General features: G+C 67.5%; 21 protein-coding genes. 11 read left to right on the forward strand and 10 right to left on the reverse strand.

Going from position 1 to position 21,760, the window contains the following annotated elements; genetic code table 11:
- The first annotated feature begins 27 nt into the window (after nucleotides 1-27).
- The 4 genes from A6F68_RS00145 to A6F68_RS00160 all read left to right on the forward strand — a co-directional run bounded on the left by A6F68_RS00145 (nucleotide 28) and on the right by A6F68_RS00160 (nucleotide 3,212).
- Complete coding sequence (locus tag A6F68_RS00145) at nucleotides 28-633, forward strand: DUF4136 domain-containing protein (protein ID WP_084001440.1); 606 nt, start codon at nucleotides 28-30, stop codon at nucleotides 631-633.
- The gene (locus A6F68_RS00150) at nucleotides 630-1,787 is read left to right on the forward strand and encodes a M14 family metallopeptidase (RefSeq protein WP_067674616.1); all 1,158 of its coding nucleotides are present in this window, start codon (nucleotides 630-632) and stop codon (nucleotides 1,785-1,787) included. The genes A6F68_RS00145 and A6F68_RS00150 overlap by 4 nt, the downstream gene beginning before the upstream one ends.
- Before the next feature lie 43 nt (nucleotides 1,788-1,830).
- Complete coding sequence (locus tag A6F68_RS00155) at nucleotides 1,831-2,190, forward strand: hypothetical protein (protein ID WP_067674619.1); 360 nt, start codon at nucleotides 1,831-1,833, stop codon at nucleotides 2,188-2,190.
- Between the two features lie 122 nt (nucleotides 2,191-2,312).
- Entirely contained in the window at nucleotides 2,313-3,212 is a 900-nt protein-coding gene (locus A6F68_RS00160; RefSeq protein WP_067674622.1) for a hypothetical protein, read from the forward strand.
- Nucleotides 3,213-3,216: 4 nt separating this feature from the next.
- On the opposite strand, the gene A6F68_RS00165 is transcribed toward A6F68_RS00160, so the two are convergent.
- From A6F68_RS00165 to A6F68_RS00180, 4 genes are all read right to left on the reverse strand, one after another.
- On the reverse strand, nucleotides 3,217-4,233 hold the full coding sequence (locus tag A6F68_RS00165) for a S66 peptidase family protein (protein WP_084001442.1): 1,017 nt from the start codon (nucleotides 4,231-4,233) through the stop codon (nucleotides 3,217-3,219).
- Nucleotides 4,230-4,640, reverse strand: a complete 411-nt coding sequence (gene cdd, locus A6F68_RS00170; RefSeq protein ID WP_067674625.1) for a cytidine deaminase — start codon at nucleotides 4,638-4,640, stop codon at nucleotides 4,230-4,232. The genes A6F68_RS00165 and cdd overlap by 4 nt, the downstream gene beginning before the upstream one ends.
- Nucleotides 4,641-4,729: 89 nt before the next feature.
- Nucleotides 4,730-5,428 carry a glycoside hydrolase family 25 protein gene (locus A6F68_RS00175; protein WP_067674628.1) on the reverse strand — a complete coding sequence of 233 codons (699 nt, stop codon included), beginning with the start codon at nucleotides 5,426-5,428 and terminating at the stop codon, nucleotides 4,730-4,732.
- A gap of 18 nt (nucleotides 5,429-5,446) precedes the next feature.
- Nucleotides 5,447-5,929: a UPF0262 family protein gene (locus tag A6F68_RS00180; RefSeq protein ID WP_067674636.1), complete on the reverse strand. Its 483-nt coding sequence runs from the start codon at nucleotides 5,927-5,929 to the stop codon at nucleotides 5,447-5,449.
- Between the two features lie 129 nt (nucleotides 5,930-6,058).
- Here A6F68_RS00180 and A6F68_RS00185 point away from each other — a divergent pair, with 129 nt between their 5' ends.
- Entirely contained in the window at nucleotides 6,059-7,579 is a 1,521-nt protein-coding gene (locus A6F68_RS00185; protein WP_067674639.1) for a replicative DNA helicase, read from the forward strand.
- A 7-nt stretch (nucleotides 7,580-7,586) separates the two neighbouring features.
- On the opposite strand, the gene A6F68_RS00190 is transcribed toward A6F68_RS00185, so the two are convergent.
- Complete coding sequence (locus A6F68_RS00190) at nucleotides 7,587-8,738, reverse strand: phospholipase D-like domain-containing protein (protein ID WP_067674642.1); 1,152 nt, start codon at nucleotides 8,736-8,738, stop codon at nucleotides 7,587-7,589.
- A 92-nt stretch (nucleotides 8,739-8,830) separates the two neighbouring features.
- Here A6F68_RS00190 and rpoZ point away from each other — a divergent pair, with 92 nt between their 5' ends.
- On the forward strand, nucleotides 8,831-9,175 hold the full coding sequence (rpoZ, locus tag A6F68_RS00195; protein ID WP_067674645.1) for a DNA-directed RNA polymerase subunit omega: 345 nt from the start codon (nucleotides 8,831-8,833) through the stop codon (nucleotides 9,173-9,175).
- A gap of 100 nt (nucleotides 9,176-9,275) precedes the next feature.
- Complete coding sequence (locus A6F68_RS00200; RefSeq protein ID WP_418368986.1) at nucleotides 9,276-10,376, forward strand: DUF3667 domain-containing protein; 1,101 nt, start codon at nucleotides 9,276-9,278, stop codon at nucleotides 10,374-10,376.
- A 16-nt stretch (nucleotides 10,377-10,392) separates the two neighbouring features.
- Here the strand turns inward: A6F68_RS00200 and A6F68_RS00205 are convergent, their stop codons facing one another.
- Nucleotides 10,393-10,776 carry a hypothetical protein gene (locus A6F68_RS00205; RefSeq protein WP_157096579.1) on the reverse strand — a complete coding sequence of 128 codons (384 nt, stop codon included), beginning with the start codon at nucleotides 10,774-10,776 and terminating at the stop codon, nucleotides 10,393-10,395.
- Between the two features lie 69 nt (nucleotides 10,777-10,845).
- Nucleotides 10,846-12,201: an NADP-specific glutamate dehydrogenase gene (gene gdhA / locus A6F68_RS00210; RefSeq protein WP_067674653.1), complete on the reverse strand. Its 1,356-nt coding sequence runs from the start codon at nucleotides 12,199-12,201 to the stop codon at nucleotides 10,846-10,848.
- A gap of 347 nt (nucleotides 12,202-12,548) precedes the next feature.
- Between gdhA and A6F68_RS00215 the strand changes: the two genes are divergently transcribed.
- From A6F68_RS00215 to A6F68_RS00230, 4 genes are all read left to right on the forward strand, one after another.
- Nucleotides 12,549-14,582, forward strand: a complete 2,034-nt coding sequence (locus A6F68_RS00215) for an adenylate/guanylate cyclase domain-containing protein (protein ID WP_067674656.1) — start codon at nucleotides 12,549-12,551, stop codon at nucleotides 14,580-14,582.
- A complete protein-coding gene (locus A6F68_RS00220) occupies nucleotides 14,569-15,300 on the forward strand; it encodes a hypothetical protein (protein ID WP_067674658.1) in 732 nt (243 codons plus the stop codon). The genes A6F68_RS00215 and A6F68_RS00220 overlap by 14 nt, the downstream gene beginning before the upstream one ends.
- Nucleotides 15,301-15,626: 326 nt before the next feature.
- On the forward strand, nucleotides 15,627-16,919 hold the full coding sequence (locus A6F68_RS00225; RefSeq protein WP_084001446.1) for a multiheme c-type cytochrome: 1,293 nt from the start codon (nucleotides 15,627-15,629) through the stop codon (nucleotides 16,917-16,919).
- Nucleotides 16,916-18,898: a heme-binding protein gene (locus A6F68_RS00230; protein WP_067674663.1), complete on the forward strand. Its 1,983-nt coding sequence runs from the start codon at nucleotides 16,916-16,918 to the stop codon at nucleotides 18,896-18,898. Before A6F68_RS00225 ends, A6F68_RS00230 begins: the two co-directional genes overlap by 4 nt.
- Nucleotides 18,899-18,919: 21 nt before the next feature.
- Here A6F68_RS00230 and A6F68_RS00235 read toward each other — a convergent pair whose 3' ends face one another.
- The 3 genes from A6F68_RS00235 to A6F68_RS00245 are packed head-to-tail and all read right to left on the reverse strand — an operon-like array spanning nucleotide 18,920 to nucleotide 21,602.
- Entirely contained in the window at nucleotides 18,920-20,284 is a 1,365-nt protein-coding gene (locus A6F68_RS00235; RefSeq protein WP_198152632.1) for a hypothetical protein, read from the reverse strand.
- The gene (locus A6F68_RS00240) at nucleotides 20,266-20,973 is read right to left on the reverse strand and encodes a hypothetical protein (protein ID WP_067674676.1); all 708 of its coding nucleotides are present in this window, start codon (nucleotides 20,971-20,973) and stop codon (nucleotides 20,266-20,268) included. The genes A6F68_RS00235 and A6F68_RS00240 overlap by 19 nt, the downstream gene beginning before the upstream one ends.
- Nucleotides 20,970-21,602, reverse strand: coding sequence for a hypothetical protein (locus tag A6F68_RS00245; protein WP_084001448.1), 633 nt, complete (start codon nucleotides 21,600-21,602; stop codon nucleotides 20,970-20,972). Before A6F68_RS00245 ends, A6F68_RS00240 begins: the two co-directional genes overlap by 4 nt.
- Nucleotides 21,603-21,760: the final 158 nt, after the last annotated feature.

Here is a 21,760-nt window from a genome sequence, read left to right on the forward strand (position 1 = left end):
ACTGGGGCTTTTTCGAAGAGACACGCGATGATGAAGGCTTTCCTCCCGCTGGCAGCGCTTGCGCTCGCCGTACCCGCGGCGGCCACGGATGTGGCGGTGACGCGCTTTCACAATGCGGAATCGCTTGCTTCCGCCGCGCCGGGCCCGATCGCGGTGCGCGCCGGCGCGGGGCTCGAAGCCGGCACGCTCGAGACCCAGATCTGGCTCGATGCGGTCGCCGGAGCGCTGACCCGGCAAGGCTTCACGGTCGTCGCCGATGCCCCGCGCGTGGCCATGGTCTCGCTCGACCAGGAAGTCGTCCGCAGCGAGGCGGCGCGTTCCCGCACCGGGGTCAGCGTCGGCGTGGGCGTCGGCTCGGGCGGCGGATGGTATGGTCGTCGGCGCAGCGGCGTCGATCTCGGCGTCGGCCTCGGCATCAACCTAGGCGGAGGGCGTTCGGGCGAAGTGCTCGACAGCCGGCTTGGCGTAACGATCGTCGGCGAAGGCGGCGCGCACGCATGGGAAGGCCGCGCCGAAGCGAGCCCCCGCGCCAAGTCCAAGGACGCGCAGACCCGCGCGCTTGCGGGTGAAATGGCGGATCGGCTGTTCTCCGGCTTCCCAGGGGAATCGGGAGCGACTATCGGGGCGCGATGAGTGCAGAACCGACGAATCCCGACATCGCCATCGACGCTGAATTCGACAGCGGCAACATCGAAATCATCAGGATCGAAGGAGCCACCGCGCACCTTGCGATCCCGGCCGACCACAGATCCGAGTTCCGCCAGTGGTTTCATTTCCGCGTCACCGGCGCAGGGGGCCGAGAACTCGTGCTCAAGATCGGCGATCTCGGGACCTCGGCCTATCCCGAAGGCTGGCCGGGCTACCGCGCCTGCGTTTCGGAAGATCGCGACTTCTGGGGCCGGGCCGAGACGACGTACGACAAGGCCGAGAACGGCGGCACGTTGACGATCCGCCACACGCCTGCGAGCGACGTGGCCTGGTTCGCCTATTTCGCGCCCTACTCGATGGAGCGGCACCACGACCTCGTGGCCGAGGCCGCGGCCAGCGACGGCGTCAGCTATCGGCACCTCGGGCGCACGCTCGACGGGCAGCCGATCGACTGCCTCGAGATGGGCGAAGGCACCGTGCAGGTCTGGCTCTATGCCCGCCAGCATCCGGGCGAGAGCATGGCGGAATGGTGGATGGAAGGTGCGATCGAGTGTCTGACCGACCCCGCCGACCCCGTCGCGCGCGCTCTGCGGCAGAAGTGCCGCTTCCATGTCGTGCCCAACATGAACCCCGACGGCAGCCGCCGCGGCCATCTGCGCACCAACGCCGTCGGGACCAACCTCAACCGCGAATGGCACGAGCCGACGCCCGAGAAATCTCCCGAGGTGCTCGCGGTCCGCACTGCGATGGACGCGACCGGGGTCGACTTCGCGATGGACGTTCACGGCGACGAGGCGATCCCGGCCGTGTTCCTGGCCGGGTTCGAAGGCATCCCCTCGTGGACCGACGCGCTGGGCGAGAAGTTCTACCGGTTCGAGCGCATCCTCGCCCGCCGGACGCCCGACTTCCAGACCGCGAAGGGATATCCCAAGTCGAAGCCCGGCACGGCCAACCTCTCGATGAGCACCAACCAGCTCGCCGAGCGCTTCGGTGCCTGCTCGATGACCCTCGAGATGCCGTTCAAGGACAACGACGACCTGCCCGATCCCGATCAGGGCTGGAGCCCGGAACGCTCCAAGATGCTGGCCCGCGACTGCCTGGCCAGCCTGCTCGAATGGCTCGACGACAAGGACGCGTGATCCGGCAAGCGCGGATTCATTCGCCGGGCGCCAGTTGGAGCCCATGCGCAAATTACTGATCGCAGGTTCGATTTTGGCGGTGCTGGGCATCGCCGCGCCGGCCCACGCCACGGGCGGCCTCCAGTGCCGCACCGCCGATGGTAGCGACCTCGTCATTTCGGTCGGCTTCGGGCACGTGCCGGGGGCGCCGGTCGTCGCCACTCGCCTGTCCGCCAAGGGAAAGTCGATCACCGCGCAGGCCCCCCAGTGGTGGCTCGACGACAAGGAAATGCGGCTGGTCCTCACCGATCCGGAGGCGATGAAGACGCTTGCGACCGTGCGGACCAGGGCCAACGGCCGCTTCTATGACGGGTCAGTCCAGTGGCTGGGCAAGCGGCGCTGGGTCCGCTGCCGCGAGGACTGAAACCGCCCGCCGCCATCCATCCGCGGGCCGGCCGCGATCATCGGCAAATCATCAGCTTCCCATCATGGTCACCCTCTCCGACCTGGCGCATGCCTTTCGCCAGTGACGTACCGGAGGGCAGAATGACCAGTTTCAGGACGACCGGCATAGCAGCGGTCGGCATCGCGCTGTGCACGCTCGCGGGATGCGGCGGGGACAGTTCGGCCCCAACGCCGACCCCGGTCGCGACGTCGAGCGGCGGCACGGGCACTGCCGGAGCGTCCCAGGGCTCCAACACCCTGCCTCCGGCACCCTTCGCCCTGCAATCGAGCGCGACGTTTGGCCTCATCGGCTGGCAATACATCTCGTCCGAACGCGCGCCGACCGTGTTTGCGCAGGCCGGCGAAAAGGCGGGCTTCGAATGGTCCCAACCCGACAAGACCTACCGCATCAACCTTGTCGATCTCGGGAGCGGGCGCCTCGTCTATACTTTCGGCAAGCAAAGCAACGCCGCGGCGTTCTCGATCGTCCTGTCCGACGGATCCACGGTCCCCGCATCCGTGACGCTCTTCGAACGCGTCGGAAGCGTGGGCGACCTCTATTGGCAATCCGCCGAGGGCGCGAAGCCCTTCGTCTACGGACGCGCCATCTTCGGGCTTCCGGTTCCGGCCGGGCGACTGCCGACCACGGGCGGCCTGGACTTCGTGGGACCGGGAGGGGGGCGCAACGTCCTTCGGGTGGATTTCGCAAACCGCACCGTCATTGGGCAAGTCACCGCATACCATGACGGCGGCGGGTTCCACGCGGAAGGTCCGCTCGAATCCGGGACGATCGAACCCGCAACGCTGCAGCCCGACGGCTCCTTCGTCGCCAAGCTGACCGTGGCGGGCGCACCGCGCACCGGAGAGCTGCGCGGACGCCTTTTCGGTCCGAACGCCGACCAGATGGGCGTCTACTGGAACGCGCCCGCTCGCCTCGACGGCGATTGGACCGATTGGCAGCAGGTGCGGATCTACGAAGGCTGCCCCAACTGCCCGCCGTAACCGGTCATCCCACGATCGGTTTCAGAACCTTGATCGTCCTTGCATCGGCATCCAGTTCGACCTCGGCACCCGACGGCAGGCTGAGCTGGTTCGCCACGTGGCCGATGTTCGCACCCGTGAACGCGGGCACGCCGAGGGGCGCGAGATACTGGTCGACCACCTGGTCGACGGTGAAACCGTCGTAGTCGGGTTCGGTCGAGGCGCAGCGGGTGCACTGGCCGAAGACCACTCCGGCCAGCCCGTCGAGTACCCCAGCGAGCCGCAGTTGCTGGAACATGCGGTCCATGCGGTATTCGGCTTCGTTGATATCCTCGAGGAACAGCACCGCGCCGTCGAAGTCGGGCACCCAAGGCGTGCCCATCAGGGTCGACAGGATGGTCATGTTGCCGCCCAGCAGCCGTCCGCGCGCCTTGCCCCCGGTGATCGTGCGGCCCGGCCGACTGGTTTCTGCCTCGGTCTCCATCCCACCGAGAACCGGGCGCGCACCGGCAAAGGCGAGGTGCCACAGGCTCTCCCAGCCCTGCTTGTACCATCCGCTGGTCGCGTTGCCGCCGTGGATCGTCGCGTAGCCAGCCCGAACCGCGAATGCGAGGTGAAGCGCCGTCACGTCGCTGTACCCGATGAGGAGCTTCGGATTGTTTCGGATCGCATCCCAGTCGAGCAGGGGCAGGATACGCGCCGCGCCCCAGCCGCCGCGCACTGCGAAGACCGCCTTCACATCCGGATCGCGATACGCCGCGTTGAGGTCCGCCGCACGGTCGGCATCGGTGCCCGCGAGGTAGCCGTGGCGATCGCCGACATGCGGACCGAACTTCGGCACGAGGCCCATCGAGCGCAGCCAGTACTCCGCCCGGTCGAGCCCGTCGTCGGACCCTACGGCGCTCGCCGGGGCGACGACGGCGACGGTGTCGCCTGGGTTGAGGAATGGCGGCTTGCCGGTGGACCGCGCGTCGGCGACGCTCGCCAGCGGAACTGCCGCGAGCGCGCCGATGCCGCCGATGGCTCCCCTGCGGTCGATCACGCGAGGCTCGCCGGACCGAAAGCGTCGGGCAGCAGCGCCGACATCGTGGTGCGCCGAACCTCGTCCGGGCCGACGCAGAGGACCTCGGGATCCGTCCCGCCGAGCTGGGCGAGTTCGTTGAGGACCTGGCGGCACCGGCCGCACGGCGTGATCACGTCGACGCCCGGCCCCGTCACCGCGACCCTGACGAGCCCGCCGCGAACGCCGTCCGCCATCGCCTTCGCCACCGCGACCGTCTCGGCGCAGAGGGCAAGGCCGTAGCTCGCGTTCTCGACGTTCGTGCCGGTCACCACCGACCCGTCGGCAAAGAGCAACGCCGCGCCGACCGCGAAGTTGGAATAGGGCGAGTAGGACCGGTCCGCGGCAGCCCGCGCGGCGGCGATCAGGTCATCGTCGGTGATCGTCATCGGCGCTTCCTATCCCGCTTTTCACGAGGTTGTCGAAGGGGCTTCGTTGATCCAGCCATGCCCGCCGTCAATAGGCGCGGGCGTGCGCGCTACTGGCGCATCACCACCCAGCGCAGCGGCGCTTCCGAGGCATCGCCCCACAAGCCCTCGTTCGCCGTCCACATCAGCCAGGGGCGGCCCGCATAGGTCGGCTCGCGCCAGGTACCCACCACCCACAGGTGCCGTTCGATCCGCCCGGCCAGGTGGTAGCGGTCCTCGAACGCCTTCGAAACCTTGAGGATCGCGGGCTTTCCGGCGTGGGCCTCGACCTGGTTGATCAGCGTCATCAGTTCGCTTTCGACCTCGGCCTCGCCGACCGGCACAGGGCACTCGTCGGCCGTCTCGTCGAGCGCGATCGCGGGAGGCAGCAGGTCGCCGCCACGGGGCACCAGCACGACGAAGCTGGCGCTCTGGCCGTCGGCCATCGTGCAGGGATCGAACCGGTGGACCGCACCGACCTCCAGCCCCGCCTCGCGGGCCGCGGCCAGATTGGCGGCAAAGGCCGGGTCGCGGCGCACGCCGTCGCTCGCATCGAGATAGACGAACCGCGCGCCGAGCGCCGCGAGGGTCCCGAAGCGCACGTTACCGTCGCGGGCCGCTATCTCCGCGCCTTGATGGGGATACGCGTCCTGCGACGGGGTCCAGTGGCGCAGTTCCCACCAGCCCCACGCTCCCAGGAGCACGGCGGCCAGCACGAGCGCTGCGAGCGCACGCGCGCGCCAACCGATGCCCTTCCGTTTCCTGCCCACGAATCGCGACCCCTGTTCTCAGCCCTTGATATGGAGCACGCAGATCAGGGTGAACAAGCGCCGTGCGGTAGGATGATCGGTCTCGACCTTTCCGTCGAGCCGTTCGAGCAACAGGTCGGCCGCATCGTTGTGGATCGCCCGGCGGGCCATGTCGATCGTCTCGATCTCTGCCGCGGTCGCCTTGCGGATCGCTTGGTAATAGCTGTCGCAGATCGCGAAATAATCGCGGATCGGCCGGCGGAAGCGCGCAAGGCCCAGCACCAGCGTTTCCAGGTCGTGCCCGTCCATGTCGCCGATTGTCAGCACGAGGCGCCCTTCATGGACCGCAAGCCTCAGGTCGTAGGGACCGTGATGCCCGGCTTCGACCGCGCGCAGTGGCTTGAACAGGTTTTCCTCGATCAGGTCGTAGATCGCGACCCGGCGCTCCTGTTCGACGTCCGCGTTGCGCCAGAGGATCGTGTCCTCGTCGAGCGCAATTTTCGCGATGCGGTATTCGGCCATGGCGGAGGCGTCTTTCGCAGATGCGAAGGGGCCGGGGCAAGCGTATAAGCAAACCGTCCCCGCTATCCACAGCCACCTGTTGCAACGCCGCCCTTGCGCCCATGCCGTGCCAGCGCGCATTGCACGCGCATGGCCGACACCGACCTCCTTCTCCGCCCGGGGACCGCACCCGATTCGCCCGTCATCCGCGCGCTGCCCGCCAATATCGAGGCGGAGGCCGCGTTCCTCGGCGCGGTGCTGATCGACAACCGGGTGCTGGAGGAGCTGCCCACACCGCTGCGTCCGCAGCACTTCTTCGAACCCGTGCACCAGCGGGTGTACGAGCGCGTGCTGACCCTGCTCGACCGGAACGCGGTGGTCACGCCGGTCACCCTGAAGCCCTATTTCGAGGCCGACGAAGCGCTCAAGGAACTGGGCGGGATCACTTATCTCGCGCGGCTCACCGCGGACGGGCAGGGTCTGCTCGCCCCGCGCGAACTGGCCGAGCAGATCTACGATCTCGCCCTGCTGCGCGAGCTGGTCAGCGTCGGCCGCACCCTGGTCGAGAACGCTCTCGACACCTCCGAATCGGTCGCGCCGATGGAGCAGATCGAGGCTGCCGAGGCCGCGCTGTTCGAGGTGGCCGAGGGCGCCGCGAGCAATTCGGAAGCCTCGAGCTTCGGCATGGCGACGACCAAGGCGCTGCGCCAGATCGAGAAGGCAATCGGATCCGGCGGCCACATCGCGGGCACGACCACCGGGTTCGTGTCTATCAACGACAAGATCGGCGGCCTGCACGATTCCGACCTCATCATCCTCGCCGGGCGTCCGGGCATGGGCAAGACCTCGCTGGCGACCAACATCGCCTTCAACTGCGCCGAGCGCCTCCTGCGCGACCGGCGCGACGGGATCGACGAAAAGGCGAGCGTGGGCGCGGGCGTCGCCTTCTTCAGCCTGGAAATGAGCGCCGACCAGCTCGCGACCCGCATCCTTGCCGAGACCGCCGCGATCTCGTCCGAAGCGCTGCGCATGGGCAAGCTCAGCCGCGAGGAGTTCCAGCAGCTCTCGTTCGCAAGCCAGAAGCTCGCCGAACTGCCGCTCTACATCGACGATACGCCCGCGCTCAGCATCGCCGCGCTGCGCACCCGCGCGCGGCGCTTGAAGCGCAAGCACGACATCGGGCTGATCGTGGTCGACTACCTCCAGCTGCTCCAGGGCACCGGCCGCGCCAACGACAACCGCGTCAACGAGATTTCGGAGATCAGCCGCGGCCTGAAGACCCTCGCCAAGGAACTCGAACTGCCGGTGATTGCGCTGTCGCAGCTCAGCCGCGCGGTCGAACAGCGCGAGGACAAGCGCCCGATGCTGTCGGACCTGCGCGAATCGGGCTCGATCGAGCAGGACGCCGACATGGTCTGGTTCGTCTATCGCGAGGACTATTACGTCGCCGCGCGCGAGCCCAAGGTCCCCCAGGCCGACGACGACGCCAAGACCCACGATGCGCACAACGCCTGGGCCGCCGAGATGGAGCGGGTGCACGGCCTTGCGGAACTGATCATCGCCAAGCAGCGCCACGGCGCGACCGGCAAGGTGCGGCTGAAGTTCGAGCCCAAGATCACCCGCTTCTCCGACCTCGCCGACGACACGCGGGGATACGGCGGATACGACTGAGAGAGCCCTAGAGGCCGAGGTTCAATCGCCTGCTGACCGTATAGTCGACCACCGCGACGAGGAACCAAGAGGCTTTCCAGCGCAACCAGTTGAGCGGGTTGGCGCGCTTCTTGTGCACGCTGGGAGTGACGTGCACCGAGGCCGGTATGTGCCGGTCGATGAACTCGCGCAGCCGCTCGGCAAGGCCTGCATCCTCGATCCGGAGCATGACCTCGAGATTGAGGTAGAGGCTGCGCATGTCGAAATTGGCGCTGCCGATGTAGCATTTGTCGTCGATGACGATCAGCTTGGTGTGGAGCTTGGTCGCCATGAACTCCCAGATCTTCGTGCGCCGCTTGAGGAGGTAGGTGTAGAGCGCGCGGGTGGCGCCGATCGTCGCACCGTTGTCGCTCTTGCCCGCCATCACCAGCCGCGCGCCGTCGCGCCGCGCGACCGTCGCGATCGCCCGCAAGCTGCGCCACGAAGGCGAGAAATAGGCCATGATCATGTCGACCCTGCGCGCGCCCGTCAGGTCCGCGCGCACGCAGCGCGCCCAGCTCGAAAGTCCCCGTGTCGGCCCTCCGATGAGGACTTGTGCCGGCCCCTTTCCCGGATCCCACTCGCGCACCATGCGCCGGACCGCGCGCCAGCTCGGCCGCGGGTGGTGGGTCCATGCGTCGAGCTGGTCGTACCAGCGCGACAGGTCGCCGACGATCGAGCCCTCGATGACCACGCCCAGGTCCATCCAGCCCTGCTCGTCGGGCGATTCGAAATAGCTGTCTTCGACGTTGAACCCGCCGATCATCGCCACCCGGTCGTCGACGACGACGATCTTCTGATGGTTGCGGATCAGGTAGCGCTGGCTCCACTTCGCCGAGAAGCACGAAAAGCTGCCGCCTGCTTCCTTCATGGGCGCGAAGAAGGCTTCACGCGCATCGGCGCCGAACCCGTCGAGCAGGAGGTCGACCGCAACCCCGCGCCGCGCCGCGGCGGTCAGCGCATCGCGTACCGCCGTTCCGCTCGCATCCTCCGCGAATATGTAGAAGCACATCCGGATCGACTGGCGTGCGCTTTCGATCAGGCCGAGCAACGCCTCGAGCCTTTCGCGGCCGCCCGGATGGAAGGTCAGCGTCTGGCCCTGCGCCTCGACGGTGAACGGCGGCGGTTCCTCGAACGTCATGTGGGGGACGCCTAGTGGCATTTCCTTGACTTGGCGAGCCGCCCGCCCTAGTTGGCGCGCTTTCCCGACACCCTAGTTTACCGGAGTGCCACATGGCGCGCGTTACCGTCGAAGATTGCGTCGACAAGGTCCCCAACCGTTTCGATCTCGTCCTGCTTGCCGCGCAGCGCGCGCGAGAGATTTCGGGCGGCGCCGAGCTGACCATCGATCGGGACCGCGACAAGAACCCCGTCGTCGCCCTGCGCGAGATCGCCGAGGAGACCGTGGGCCCCAAGGACCTGCACGAATCGGTCGTGGTCGGCCTGCAGAAGATTCTTCCCGACGACGAGGACGAGGCCGACGAGATCGGCAGCCTCAGCCAGTCGGCAGAGGCTCTGCGGATCACCGCCGCCGCGCCTGCCCGCCAGACCTCGGTCGGCGGCGATTACGACGGCTGAACCCGCCGTAAACCGGATGCAGAAAGGGCCGCGGTTTCGCGGCCCTTTTTCGTTGGGTCTCCCGCGGCTATGAACCGCTTGGGGGTATCCGATGAGTGACGTGAGCGAAATCGCGGGCGGATTGGCGGACGGTGCGCTCGTCGCCCGGTCGGTCGAACCGCACGCCGGGGAATCGTCGCCCGGGACCGACGGCCATACGCACGAGACCTACTGCCTCAATTGCGGGACCGAACTGGTCGGCCCGCACTGCCACCAGTGCGGTCAACGGGGACACGTCCATCGCACGATCAGCGCGTTCCTGCACGACCTGGTGCACGGCGTCCTGCATTTCGAAGGCAAGGCATGGCGTACGCTGCCGATGCTGCTGTTCCGCCCCGGCAAGCTCACCCGCGAGTACGTACGGGGCAAGCGCGCGAGCTACATCAGCCCGATCGCCTTGTTCCTGTTCATGGTGCTGCTGGCCTTCGCGTCGGTTTCGCTCGCCGGCGGCGCGGTGGCGTTCGGCGACATTTCCGCCAACAGCAACATCGATCAGGAAATCGCGCGGGTCGAAGGGGAACTCGCCCGCCTCGAGACGGACGCCCCCTCGTCCGCATCCGGAAGAGAGGAGCGGGCCGACAAGATCGCAAGCGCCACCCGCGAGCTGGAGTTGCTGCGCGAGATCAAGGAAAACGGGTTATCGGCGGAGCTGATCCGGGAAGCGTCCGACAATCGCATCGCCGAAACCGATGTCCGGCTTGCCCCCAAGGTCGAAGGCACCGCGAAGCAGCCGCCCGACGACCCCCTCAACAAGGCCTGGAAGAAGGCCAAGCAGAACCCCCAGTTACTGGCCTACAAGCTGCAGAACACCGCCTACAAGTTCGGCTGGCTGCTGATCCCGATCAGCGTCCCGTTCGTCTGGCTGCTGTTTCCCTTCAGCCGCCGATACCGGTTCTACGACCACACCGTCTTCGTGACCTATTCGCTGGCATTCGCGCTGATGCTGCTTGCGATCGTCGCGGGGGCGGCGGCGTGGAGCGCGGCGGCGACGGTCGGGCCGATCGCCGGGCTGGTCCTGCTCGTCCACATGGCCGCACAGTTGAAGGGTGCCTACGAACTCGGTTGGGGCGGCCTGATGGTCCGCCTGCCCTTGCTCTACATTTTCGCTTTTGCCAGCCTCGCGATATTCATCGTCGCGACGGTCGCGCTCGGAGTTCTCTAGACGGCAGACTGCGATTTCAGCTGCAGGGATAGCGCGACTTCATCAGGTCGGAAAACGCCTGTCTGATGGTGACGCTCTTCCGCGAAGCTCCCGGATATGAGCGCAAGTGCGCGAGCAGGTCGTCCGAATTCATGCTCGCCTTTTCGGGCGGGCAGCTGTGCGGCTTCCTGCCCGCAGCCTTGTCGGCCTTGATCCGTTCGCGATAGCTCTGCCCGCTTGCCTGGACCTCGCCTTTCAGCAGCCCGACGTCGCTCGACATCAGGGCAAGCGGTCCTTTCTTCTTCAGCGCTTCCGCCTTGGCAAGGAACGTCCCCACGCTCATGTCACCAGGCGCGGCCAGCGCTGGAGACGACAGGGCGAAGAGCACCGCGGCGGCCGCGGCGAAGATAGATTTCGGCAAGCGTTGTCCTCCCGTCAGATCGGGCCGGACTTCCGTCATCGAGAATGAGCCGCCGCTGACAGGCCCGCGTCAGACCACCCCGAACGCCAGCATCGCGTCGGCCACCTTCTTGAAGCCGCCGATGTTCGCACCCTTCACGTAGTCGATATAACCGCCGCCCTGGTCTCCGTAGCGCTGGCAAGTGGCGTGGATGCCGCTCATGATGTCCTTGAGCATCTGCTGGAGCTCTTCCTCCTTCCACGCGCGGCGTTCGGAGTTCTGGCTCATCTCGAGGCCCGACACCGCCACGCCGCCCGCGTTCGATGCCTTGCCCGGCGCAAACAGGATCCTGGCGTCCTTGAACACGTGCACGCCGGCGAGATCGGTCGGCATGTTGGCGCCCTCGCTGACCGCGATGCAGCCATTGGCGACGAGCGTCTTGGCATCTTCGCCAAGGAGTTCGTTCTGCGTCGCGCAGGGCATGGCGACGTCGCACTTGACGCCCCACGGGGTCTTGCCCGCGTGGAAGCTGGCGCCCTTGAACTCGTTCACGTAGTCCTCGATCCGTCCGCGGCGGTGGGTCTTGTGGGTTTTCACCCAGTCGATCTTCTCCTGGTCGATGCCGTCGGGATCGTGGATGAAGCCGCCCGAATCGGACAGCGTCAGGACCTTCCCGCCGAGCTGGACGATCTTTTCCGCCGCGTGGGTGGCGACATTGCCCGAACCCGAGATGACCGCGGTCTTGCCGGTCAGGTCCTGCCCCTTGGTCGCCAGCATGTTGGCGAGGAAATAGACCGCCCCGTAGCCGGTCGCCTCGGTGCGGATCAGCGAGCCGCCCCATTCGAGGCCCTTGCCGGTCAGCACCCCGGTGAACTGGTTGGTGATGCGCTTGTACTGGCCGAACATGTAGCCGATCTCGCGCCCGCCCACGCCGATGTCGCCTGCCGGCACGTCGACGTCGGCACCGATGTGGCGATAGAGCTCGGTCATGAAGCTCTGGCAGAAGCGCATGATCTCGCGCACGCTCTTGCCCTTGGGATTGAAGTTGGAGCCGCCCTTGCCGCCGCCCATCGGCAAGCCGGTGAGCGCATTCTTGAAGGTCTGCTCGAAGGCGAGGAACTTGAGCACGCTTTCGGTCACCGAGGGGTGGAAGCGGATGCCGCCCTTGTACGGGCCGATCGCGTTGTTGTTCTGCACGCGCCAGCCGCGCTGGACGCGAATGTTGCCGTTGTCGTCTTCCCAGCAGACGCGGAAGGACACGACCCGGTCGGGCTCGGCGATACGGCGCAGGATCTGCGCTTCGTGGTACGCTTCCTTGTCCTGGATGAAGTCGAAGATGTCCTCGGCGACTTCCTGCACCGCCTGGACGAACTCCGGCTGGTGCGAGTTGCGGCGCTTCACGCCTTCCATGAACTGATTGAAATCGACGTGGTCGGAAACGGCCATTGATCTTCCCCCCCTTGGGATATGACACCGGATTGGCGCGACTCGACCCGCGTACTGTCTTATTGTTGCAGGAAGACAGACGAAAATCGCGTCGCGGGCAAGCGTCGGTTCGATTCGGCGCGCGGCCGGCGGATTTCGACCTCTTGCCCTGCGGCTCCGCATGGCGCAGGCTTGCCGGGGGACGATCGGGATCGCTGTTCGAGGAGGGCAAACGGTGACAGGCTGGCTACCGACCAAGTGGACGGCGCAGTTGCGTCGCGCGCCCTCGATGGGGCGAATTTCGCCCTGACCGGCGACAGGGAGCGACTGCCGTTTCAAGCCAAGCGAACCAGAGAATGAGCGAAGGAATGGCCACCGGGCTACTCCGGAAGGGCTGGCGCAACGTGCGCGAGGCCGGACCGCGGCGGCTCGCCCTCACCGGCGTGCTCGTTTTCATCGCCCTTATCGTCGCGCGCTTCGGCTGGGGCTTCACGCCGGACAGCGAACTGCCCGTGGTGAGCCCGGCCGAGCGTGCGGTGTACGACTTCCGCAGCTATCTCGTCGCCGACAAGAACCGGATCGAGCAGGACCAGCGCGTCGTCATGGTCGTGTATGACGACCAGACCCTGGCGGAACTGCGCAAGCGTTCGCCGCTCGACCGCGGATTGCTGGCCAGGGCGCTGGCGAACCTCGACACGATGGGCGCCAAGGCGATCGGGATCGATATTCTGTTCGACCAGCCGCAGGACGAAGACGACGAGCTGGTCGCCGCGCTGCGGGCGATGCGGACACCAGTGGCCGTCGGTTATGCCAACCAGGCAACCAACGAGGGCAGCATCGAGTGGGAGCAGGAGCAGTACCTCAACGCTTTCCTCGCCCGGCTCGAAGGGAGCAATGCGAAGCCCGCGAGCGTCCGCCTGAGCGACCTGTTCAATGTCACCCGCATCTGGCCCGAAATTCGCGACGACCTGCCGCCAGTGCTGGGGCGGCGCATGATCGAGGAGGCCGGGGATGGAGCCTCCACCCTTCCCGGGTACACCGGCTCGATCGCCTACCGCCTGACGCGCAACACCGAAGAAATCCCCGAGTTCACTTCGCTGCCGATCCAGACCCTGGCCGACCCAGCCCTGCGCGAAGCCCTCAAGCCGGCGATCGAGGGACGCTATGTCCTCATCGGCGGCGACATCGTCGATACCGACCGGGTGTCGACCTCGCTGAGCGAATGGTCGGGCGCGATCGAGCCGCCGGGTCTTCAGGTCCACGCGACGATGATCGCGCAGATGCTCGACCGCAAGGCATTGCCCAAGCCGCTGCCGATCACGCTCTGGGCCTTCGCGTTGCTCTTTGTCATGATGGCGGTGCTGACCGGGCTGCTCGAGTGGGGCAGCTGGCGGATCTACGCGCTGCTCGGCGCGCAGTTCGTGGTCATGCTCGGGGTCCCGTTCGTGCTCGCGTTCCGCGGGGTTGATACCTACGGCCTGCCGGCGGTGGGGTGGGTCATCGGCTGGATCCTGGCCTTCACCGCGGTCACCTCGGCCGCGCGCACCGCGGGCGCCGTCCAGCGCAATTTCGCCCAAGGAGCGCTGGGCAAATACCTGCCGCGCGAGATGGCCGAGGAGATCATCGAGCATCCCGAACTCCTGGCGCTCCATGGCGAGAAGCGCGACATCTGCGTCGTGTTCAGCGACCTTGAGGGGTTCACCAAGATGAGCCACGCGCTCCAGCCGGAGCAGGTGGCCAAGCTGGTCAATCGCTACCTCTCGCTGCTGAGCAACGCGGTGCTCGATAACGGGGGCGTGCTCGACAAGTTCGTGGGCGACGCGGTGGTCGCATTCTGGGGGGCGCCAATCGCGCGGCCCGACGATGCCGAACGCGCGGCCAGGGCCGCGCACGCGATCTGGCTGGCGGGAGAGGAATTCCGGTCCGAGGTCGCCGCCGCCGAACCGCACCTTCCGCCGATCGGGCGGACCCGCGTGGGCGCGCATTTCGGCGAGGCGGTCGTCGGCAACTTCGGCGGCGAAAACCGGATCCAGTACACCGCGCTCGGCGACAGCATGAACACGGCCGCGCGACTCGAGGCCGCGAACAAGAGCATGCACACCAAGGTGCTCGCCAGCCGCGAACTGGTCAGCCGCAGCGGGCTCGACTGGTGGCGACCAATGGGCCGGATCGTGCTGCGCGGACGCAAGCAGCCCGTCGAGGTGTTCGACATCGCCCCGGAGTGGTCGGCAGAAGACCGCGCGGAACTGGGCGAAGCGATCGGGATCGCCCCCACGGATGCGCAAGCGGCGGTTAACCGAATAAATGCTCTACAGGAGCGCTATGGAAATGACATTGCTATCGAAAATTTGCTACACCGCATCCGGAACCTCAACGAGGAGGGGGCCTATGTCCTTTCGTAAGAACTTTGTCGGCGCGTCGATCGCGGCCGCCCTGCTGGCCCTGTTGCCGGCATCACCCGCTCTGGCCGGCGTCGTGGTCGCTGCCAGCGGCCCTTCGGCCAAGACCTATCCGGTGGGGCGCAAGATCGGGCCGACCGACAAGATCGTGCTGCAGGCGGGCGATACCCTGACCGTGCTCGACGAGAAGGGCACCCGCGTCCTGCGCGGCGCGGGATCCTATACCCTCGCGACGCAGACGGGCGCCGACAAGAGCAACACCTTTGCGTTGCTCACGCGCCAGCGCTCGGCACAGCGGATGCGCACCGGGGCCGTGCGCGACAGCAACACGGGACCGGTCACGCGGCCGAACCTGTGGTACGTCGACGTTCGCCAGGCCGGGCCGATGTGCCTCGCAGACCCGACCGAAGTCCGCCTGTGGCGTCCGGCCACCGCGGGCGAGCAGCTATACGCGATCGGCGTCGGACCGTCGCAGGTCGCCAGCCGCGCCAGCTTCGGCGATGGCGACATGCTGACCGTATGGGACCTGTCGCAGGCTCCGATCACCGACGGGGCGAAATACGTCATCGCCGGCGGAGACGGAAAGCCGAACGAGATCACCTTCCGGGTGCTCGATCCTGTCCCCGAGGATGCCGAGGCGCTCGCCGCCACGCTCATCGAGATGGGCTGCAACGCGCAGCTCGACGTGTTGTCGTCGGCCATGATCGCTTCCGAGGAGTAGCGCTCCGCCGACACGGGCCGCATAGAGGGAGGCGCCAGATCTCCCCCGCCACTGGTTCACGATCACGGCCCCGGCTGCAGAGCCCGGGGGCGTGGCCCGCGCGTCGAGGAGTTAGGGATGAAGGCTACGGCCACGGAACGGCCATCGACGCGGCGAGCCGGCGCGGCTGGAGTCGGCGACGACGATTTGTGGCAAGTCCATTGCGAGCGGGGCGCGGATGAGGCAGGGTGCCTGCCAGGGGATGGGGAGACCGACTAGTGCTTTCCAGAGCGGTTAGGGGTCCGCTTTCAGGCATCGCGACGGCGCTGGCATTTGCCGGCGCCCTTATGGCCGCAGGCGCGGCCTACGCAGCCGGCGGGCAGTATCTCGGAGTGGCGAGCTGTGCGGGGTCGACCTGCCACGGCCGCGCCGAAGGCAACGGTGCCGTCGTCCGGCAGGACGAAATCGCGACATGGCAGGAGCCGAGCAGCGCCTCGGGCGCGCACAGCCGGGCCTATGCAGTGCTAAGCTCGCTCCGCGGTCGGCAGATCGCGGCGACGCTGGGCATCGAGGCGACGTCATCGGGCGAATGCCTGCAGTGCCACGCGACCCCTGCCCCGGCGGCAGCGCGCGGTCCGCGGTTCCAGCTGTCCGACGGAGTCGGCTGCGAAGGATGCCACGGTCCGGCCGAGCGCTGGCTTGCGACCCACTACACCGTCGGCGGCAACCATGCGAGCAACCTTGCCGCAGGCCTCGTCCCGCTGGAAAATCCGCAGGTCCGCGCGCGCCAGTGCCTCGACTGCCATTTCGCGGGCTCGGAGCCCGGTCAGTTCGTCACGCACCGGGTCATGGCCGCAGGTCACCCGCGCCTGTCGTTCGAGCTCGACCTGTTCTCCGCCCTTCAGCAGCATCACGACGTCGATGCCGATTACGTGCGCCGCAAGGGCGACCTGTCGAGCGTGCGGCTCTGGGCGGTCGGCCAGGCCGAGGCCGTGCGGCGCGAGATGGCGGTGTTCCGCGATCCCGCGCGCAACAGCCAGGGCCTCTACCCTGAATTCTTCTTCTTCGATTGCCACAGCTGCCACCGGGCGATCACCGACGGACCGCAGCGCCGCCTGACGTTCGAGACCAATCCGGGCCGGCCGATTCGCTTCGGCACCCCGCCCTTCAACGATGAGAACATCATCATGCTGTCGGTCGCGGCGCGCACGCTTGCACCGGCGCAAGCCGCGAAGTTCGACGAAGCGACGGCGGCGTTCCATCGTTCGATGGGCCAGGGCCGCGCCGAGGTTGCGGCCGCTGCGCAGCGGCTGGAAGCCGCGGCGGGCGCCTTGTCCGACGCGCTTTCGCAGCGCGGATACGGCGGCAACGACGCGTTCCGCGTAGTCGCGGCGATCGCCGATCGCACGACCGCACCGCGCTTCACCGACTACGCCGGCTCGGCCCAGGCCGTGATGGCGATCGATACGCTGCTCAACGCGATGGTCCGCGAAGGCCGGATCACCGTGGGCGCCGCCGCGGGTATCCGCGCCTCGGTCAACCGGGCCTATGGCGCGGTGGAAAGCCCCGAAAGCTACAATCCCGCCGGGTTCCGTTCGGCCCTCGGGCAGGCTGCGCGCAGCATCGAGGCTCTCCAATGAGGGTCTCTCCCCGGGTCGCTTCGCTTTCGATAGCGCTGCTGCTGCTCGGCTCGTGCGGCGGCGGCGGCAGCGGCAGCGGCTCGGGCGGCGGTGCGACCGCGGGACCGGCGCCGACCCCGCCGGCGACTCCGACGACGCTCTATTCGGCCCCGGCACAGGAATCCCTGAGCGTTGCCGACGTCCAGCGGATCATCGCCCAGGCTGCCGGTGAAGCCGACGCGCGCCGCCGTCCCGCAACGATCGCCGTAACCGACCGGGTCGGCAACGTGCTCGGCGTGTTCGTGATGAACGGCACGATCAATCGATCGCTGACGAGCCGGCTGACCGCGCTCGGCGTGCTCAACGATGTCGATGTCGACCTGCAGGGCACCAACGTCGACTCGGTCATCGCCTCGATCTCCAAGGCGCTCACCGGGGCCTATCTCTCGAGCGGCGGAAACGCATTTTCGAGCCGCACGGCGAGCATGATCGTGCAGTCGAATTTCCCGCCCGCACCGAACACGGTCGGGCTCGAAAGCGGGCCGCTGTCGGGCGTGCAGTTCAGCCAGCTGCCCTGCTCCGATCTCAACACGCGCTTCCTGCCCGCCGGGGGGCCGGCGGCGTTCATCGGACCCAAGCGCGCGCCGCTGGGTCTCGCCGCCGACCCGGGCGGCTTCCCGCTCTACAAGAACGGCGTCCTCGTCGGCGGCATCGGCGTGATGGCGGACGGCGACTATGCCTTCGACAGCAACGTCGTCGACCTCCAGATAGACGACGAGGAGGCGATCGCGCTTGCAGGCCTGCAGGGCTTCGCTGCGCCCGATTCGATCACCGCCGACAAGATCACGGTCGATGGCGCGACGCTACGCTACAGCGATATGCGGGTGACGGACCTGAGCCCGCTCAAGACCGATTTCGCCGCGATCCAGGGACGGATCGGGCTGCTCGTCGCGGTCACCGGATACAACAACGGGCCGATCATCGCCGGGACGCCCTATGGCACCGAGGCCAGCGGATACCGGTTTGCCACTTCGGCCGAGTTCGCCTTTCCCGACGCATTCGTGCTGTCGAACGGAAGCGGCGGCAATCGCTACCCGATCCGCGGCGGCACCGATGCCGGCTCGGTCGCTCAGCCGCTGACGGCCGCCGAATCGCGCGCGATCCTCGAGGAAGCCTACCGGATCATGAGCCGGTCGCGCGCGCAGATCCGCCGCCCGCTCGACAGCCGCGCGCAGGTGACCATCAGCCTGGTCGATACCAACGGCAGCGTGCTCGGCATCGTGCGCGCGCCCGATGCACCGTTGTTCGGGACCGACGTCTCGCTCCAGAAGGCAAGGACGGTGACGTTCTTCTCGGGACCGTTTGCGGCCCAGCAGCTGATCGACAATCCCGATGCCGAGGTCGCCGGCTACGTCACCCGGGCGCGCACGTTCTTCAACGACCAGACGGCGCTGACGGGCAAGTGGGCGTTCGGCGCGCGTTCGATCGGCAACCTCGCCCGCCCGCACTTTCCCGATGGCGAAGCGGGACGGCCCGAGGGCCCCTTCTCGCGTCCGATCGAGGACTTCAATCCGTTCGCGACCGGCCTGCAGGTTGCGCTCATCAAGTCCAACGTCCTGCAGCATGCGCTGTTCACCGAAGGAAAGCCGTTCAACGATACGGCGCAGCAGTGCACCCTCATCCCGCCCGCGCCCAACAACCAGCGGCGGCTCGCCAACGGGATCCAGATCTTCTCTGGCGGCGTGCCGATCTACCGGGGCGGCGTGCTGGTCGGCGGTATCGGCGTATCGGGCGACGGTATCGACCAGGACGACATGATCAGCTTCCTGGGCGTTCACAACGGGGCCGCGCGGGTGGGTTCGATCTCCAATGCGCCCGCCAATATCCGCGCCGACCAGATCGTGATCCCGGTCGGAGCGGGCGTGCGCCTGCGCTACGTCAACTGTCCGTTCGCACCGTTCCTGGACACCAACGACCAGAACGCCTGCCAGGGTCTCTAGTCGCCCGGCGGTGGCCGGTTCCTAGTCTTGCCGGAAGTGAACAAACGCCTGCCGCGGATCGGTTACCCGCGGATTGATCGCCAGCGCTTCCTTGCGGACTTTCCCGGCTTCATCGGTGCGGCCCAGCGCATCGAGGGCATCAGCCTTGGCAAGCTTGAGCGACGCCGAACGGAAGCCGGCCGCTTCGCCCTTTTCGACCACGCGCACGATCGCCTCGTGCTTGCCTGCCACGCCAAGCACGAAGACGTAGTCGGTCATCGGCTGGAGGTAGGGGCGCACGGCGTAGTCGGATTCGGCCATCGTCAGGGCGCGGTCGATATCGCCCGCCAGAGCGAGATGCTCGGCATAGTGACCGGCGTAGGTTTGCGGCAGCACCGCCGCGCGCGCTTCCCAACCCTTGCGCGCGCCTGCGAGGTAGCGAGCCTTCGCCGCCTCGTCCCCGCGTGCCTCGGCCAGGACGACGAGCGCGCCGTAGACGTCGGGATCGCCGGTGCGCTCCGCCACCTTGCGATAGGCCGCCTCCGCGCCCGCTGTGTCGCCTTCCAGCGCGAGCGCTTGCGCCACGAATGCCTCGGCCAGCCAGTACCCGGGGAACCGCGCGTCGGCGGCGCGGGCCCACGCGGCGGCCGCTTTCCAGTCGCCCGCGCCCAGCGCAATGGCACTGCGCTGGAGCATGAGGCGCGCCAGCTGGAACGGGCTCTGCTGCGGCGTGCGCAGGGCAATCTCGACCAGTCGGGCCGCCTCGGCAGGATCGCCCCCGGCGAGCGCCATGTTGGCGCGGCGAAGTGACAGGCCAAGGTCGTCGCCGCCGGCACAGAGACGCTGGGCCTCCGCGATCCGGCCGCGCTCGAAGGCGACTTCGCAGCGCATTCCCTGCGCGTCGGCCGCATCGACGACATTGGGCGGGGTCACCGATTCGTCGAAACGGGCGAGGGCCTTTTCGACATTGGCGAGATCGTGGATGAGCAAGGCCGCACCGGCCCGCGAGAGCGTCGGGCCCGACGGCCAGGGCGCCGAAGCGATCGCTTCCTCGAGGATGCGATTGGCCTCGGCCATGTCTTCGGCGCTTGCCGTAAGGCGGGCGCGCGCCAGCAGCGCACGCGCGACGCCTTCCATGCGCAGCCAGTCGCCGGGCTCGCGCGCGAGCAGGTATCGCTTGCCTTCGAGGTTGCTGTCGGCCGCGGCGAGCGCCTCCGCGAACGTCCGCGGCCCGTAACCGGGGGTCAGGCTGGCGGGGTCGAGCGGCTGCGCTTCCACGGTCGAAGGCGCACTGCGGAAATATTCCACCGCAGCCACGCCCGAGACGACCAGGACCGCCGCGGCGATACCGGTAACGGTCCGCCGACCCGCGCCGTCCTTTTCCTGCGTCACATACGCGTTGCGCAAATGTCGAGCCCGATGTTGACGAGGTCGTCCCCGATCGCGTTCATCAGCATGGTCAGCTGCGCCGTCTGCTCGGCGCGGAACTGACCCTGCAGGTCGGCGGTCTGCGGTGCATCGTTATAGGCGATGCGCATCGGCCCGCCGATGATCGCCGGGGCGATCGCGGGCATACCCATGCGATCGACGGTGACATAGGCCGACTCGGGATCGTTGCGGAAATTGAAGCTCGTCCCCGTAGTCGCGGCCAGCGGCGGGTTGCCCTGCGGTGGCGCGAGATATGGGAAGGTCGTGATCGGCGCCCGATCGCTCGAAGGCGGGTTGAGCGGGAGGTTGGCGAACGTCCGCAGGCTCTGCCCGCTCTCGGTGAGATCGAGGAACAGGAACGCCACCGTGATGTCGACAGTCTGGTCGTCGAGATCGCGCCCGTTCGGGAAATCCGCGGGCCGCGACAGGTCGAACGTCAGCGCGTCGGGCACGATGATCTCGCGCACCGTGCGCCCGCCCGTGTTCGGGACGATCTGCGTGAAGCAAGGTTCGACGTTGTAGGTGAAGGTCGTCTGGCTGCCGGTGCCGCCGGTAGCCGTAGCGACTGGAGTCGGCGTGGCGGTAGCTGCGGGCGCATCGCCGCCGCCGCAACCGGACAGGGCGAGGATCGCGCCGAGCGAGATCGCGGGTGCAAGAAGCCGGGTCATAGCTGCCCCCCGAAGCGCTGCGTGGTGGACCACAGCTTTATAGTGCCGTTGCCGAGTCGCTCGCGCGGGACCTCGATCACGAACGCCGTGTCGTTCTGCGCCGCGAAGAAATCGCGCGTGTTGTTGAAGCGGATCTGGCCGGTGGTGCGCGATTCGCGAAGGCCGCGCGAATCGAAGAAGAACGGATCGTCATGCAGGCCCGCGCGGGCGCGCACGCCGTCCTTCTCAAGCGTCGTTTCGACCGGCCCCTCGATCGTGCCGGTCACGCCGGGGATGCCCTGGAACCGGACGCCATGCTCGTTCGGCCGAGTGCCCTGACCGAACTGGACCCGGATGGTGATCTCGGGCGTGTCGTCGGGCGGCGCGGTCGAGATGAACAGTTTGTAGAGCACGTCGCGGTCGTAGAACGCCGGCGCATTCGGATTGTTGGGACCGCCGAACGTGACCGCGAGTCGCACGGTCCCGGGGCCATGCCATGCGAAAACGTCCGCTATGTCACCGGGCAGATCGACCGTCGGATCGACCGACGGATCGGTACGGGTCGGCGGATCGAGGTGATCTGCGGCCCGATTGGGCGCGCCTGTAAGCACGAGCACAGCAGCTGCCGCGACGGCGGTACTACCTGCCATCCTGGCCAAATTCCGAAGTCTTGCCATCGACGTATCTCCCTCGCAGCTTCTCTGCGCCCGCCCATCGAAGCAGGTCCATTCTCCCCTACCTGTCCGATTTCGCAAGTTCGCAATTGCTTTTGGTGCGGATTTTTCGCAGTTTTCCGTCAGGGAAGGGG

Origin of the sequence: Tsuneonella dongtanensis (assembly GCF_001698205.1) — a bacterium.
Lineage (GTDB): Bacteria > Pseudomonadota > Alphaproteobacteria > Sphingomonadales > Sphingomonadaceae > Tsuneonella > Tsuneonella dongtanensis.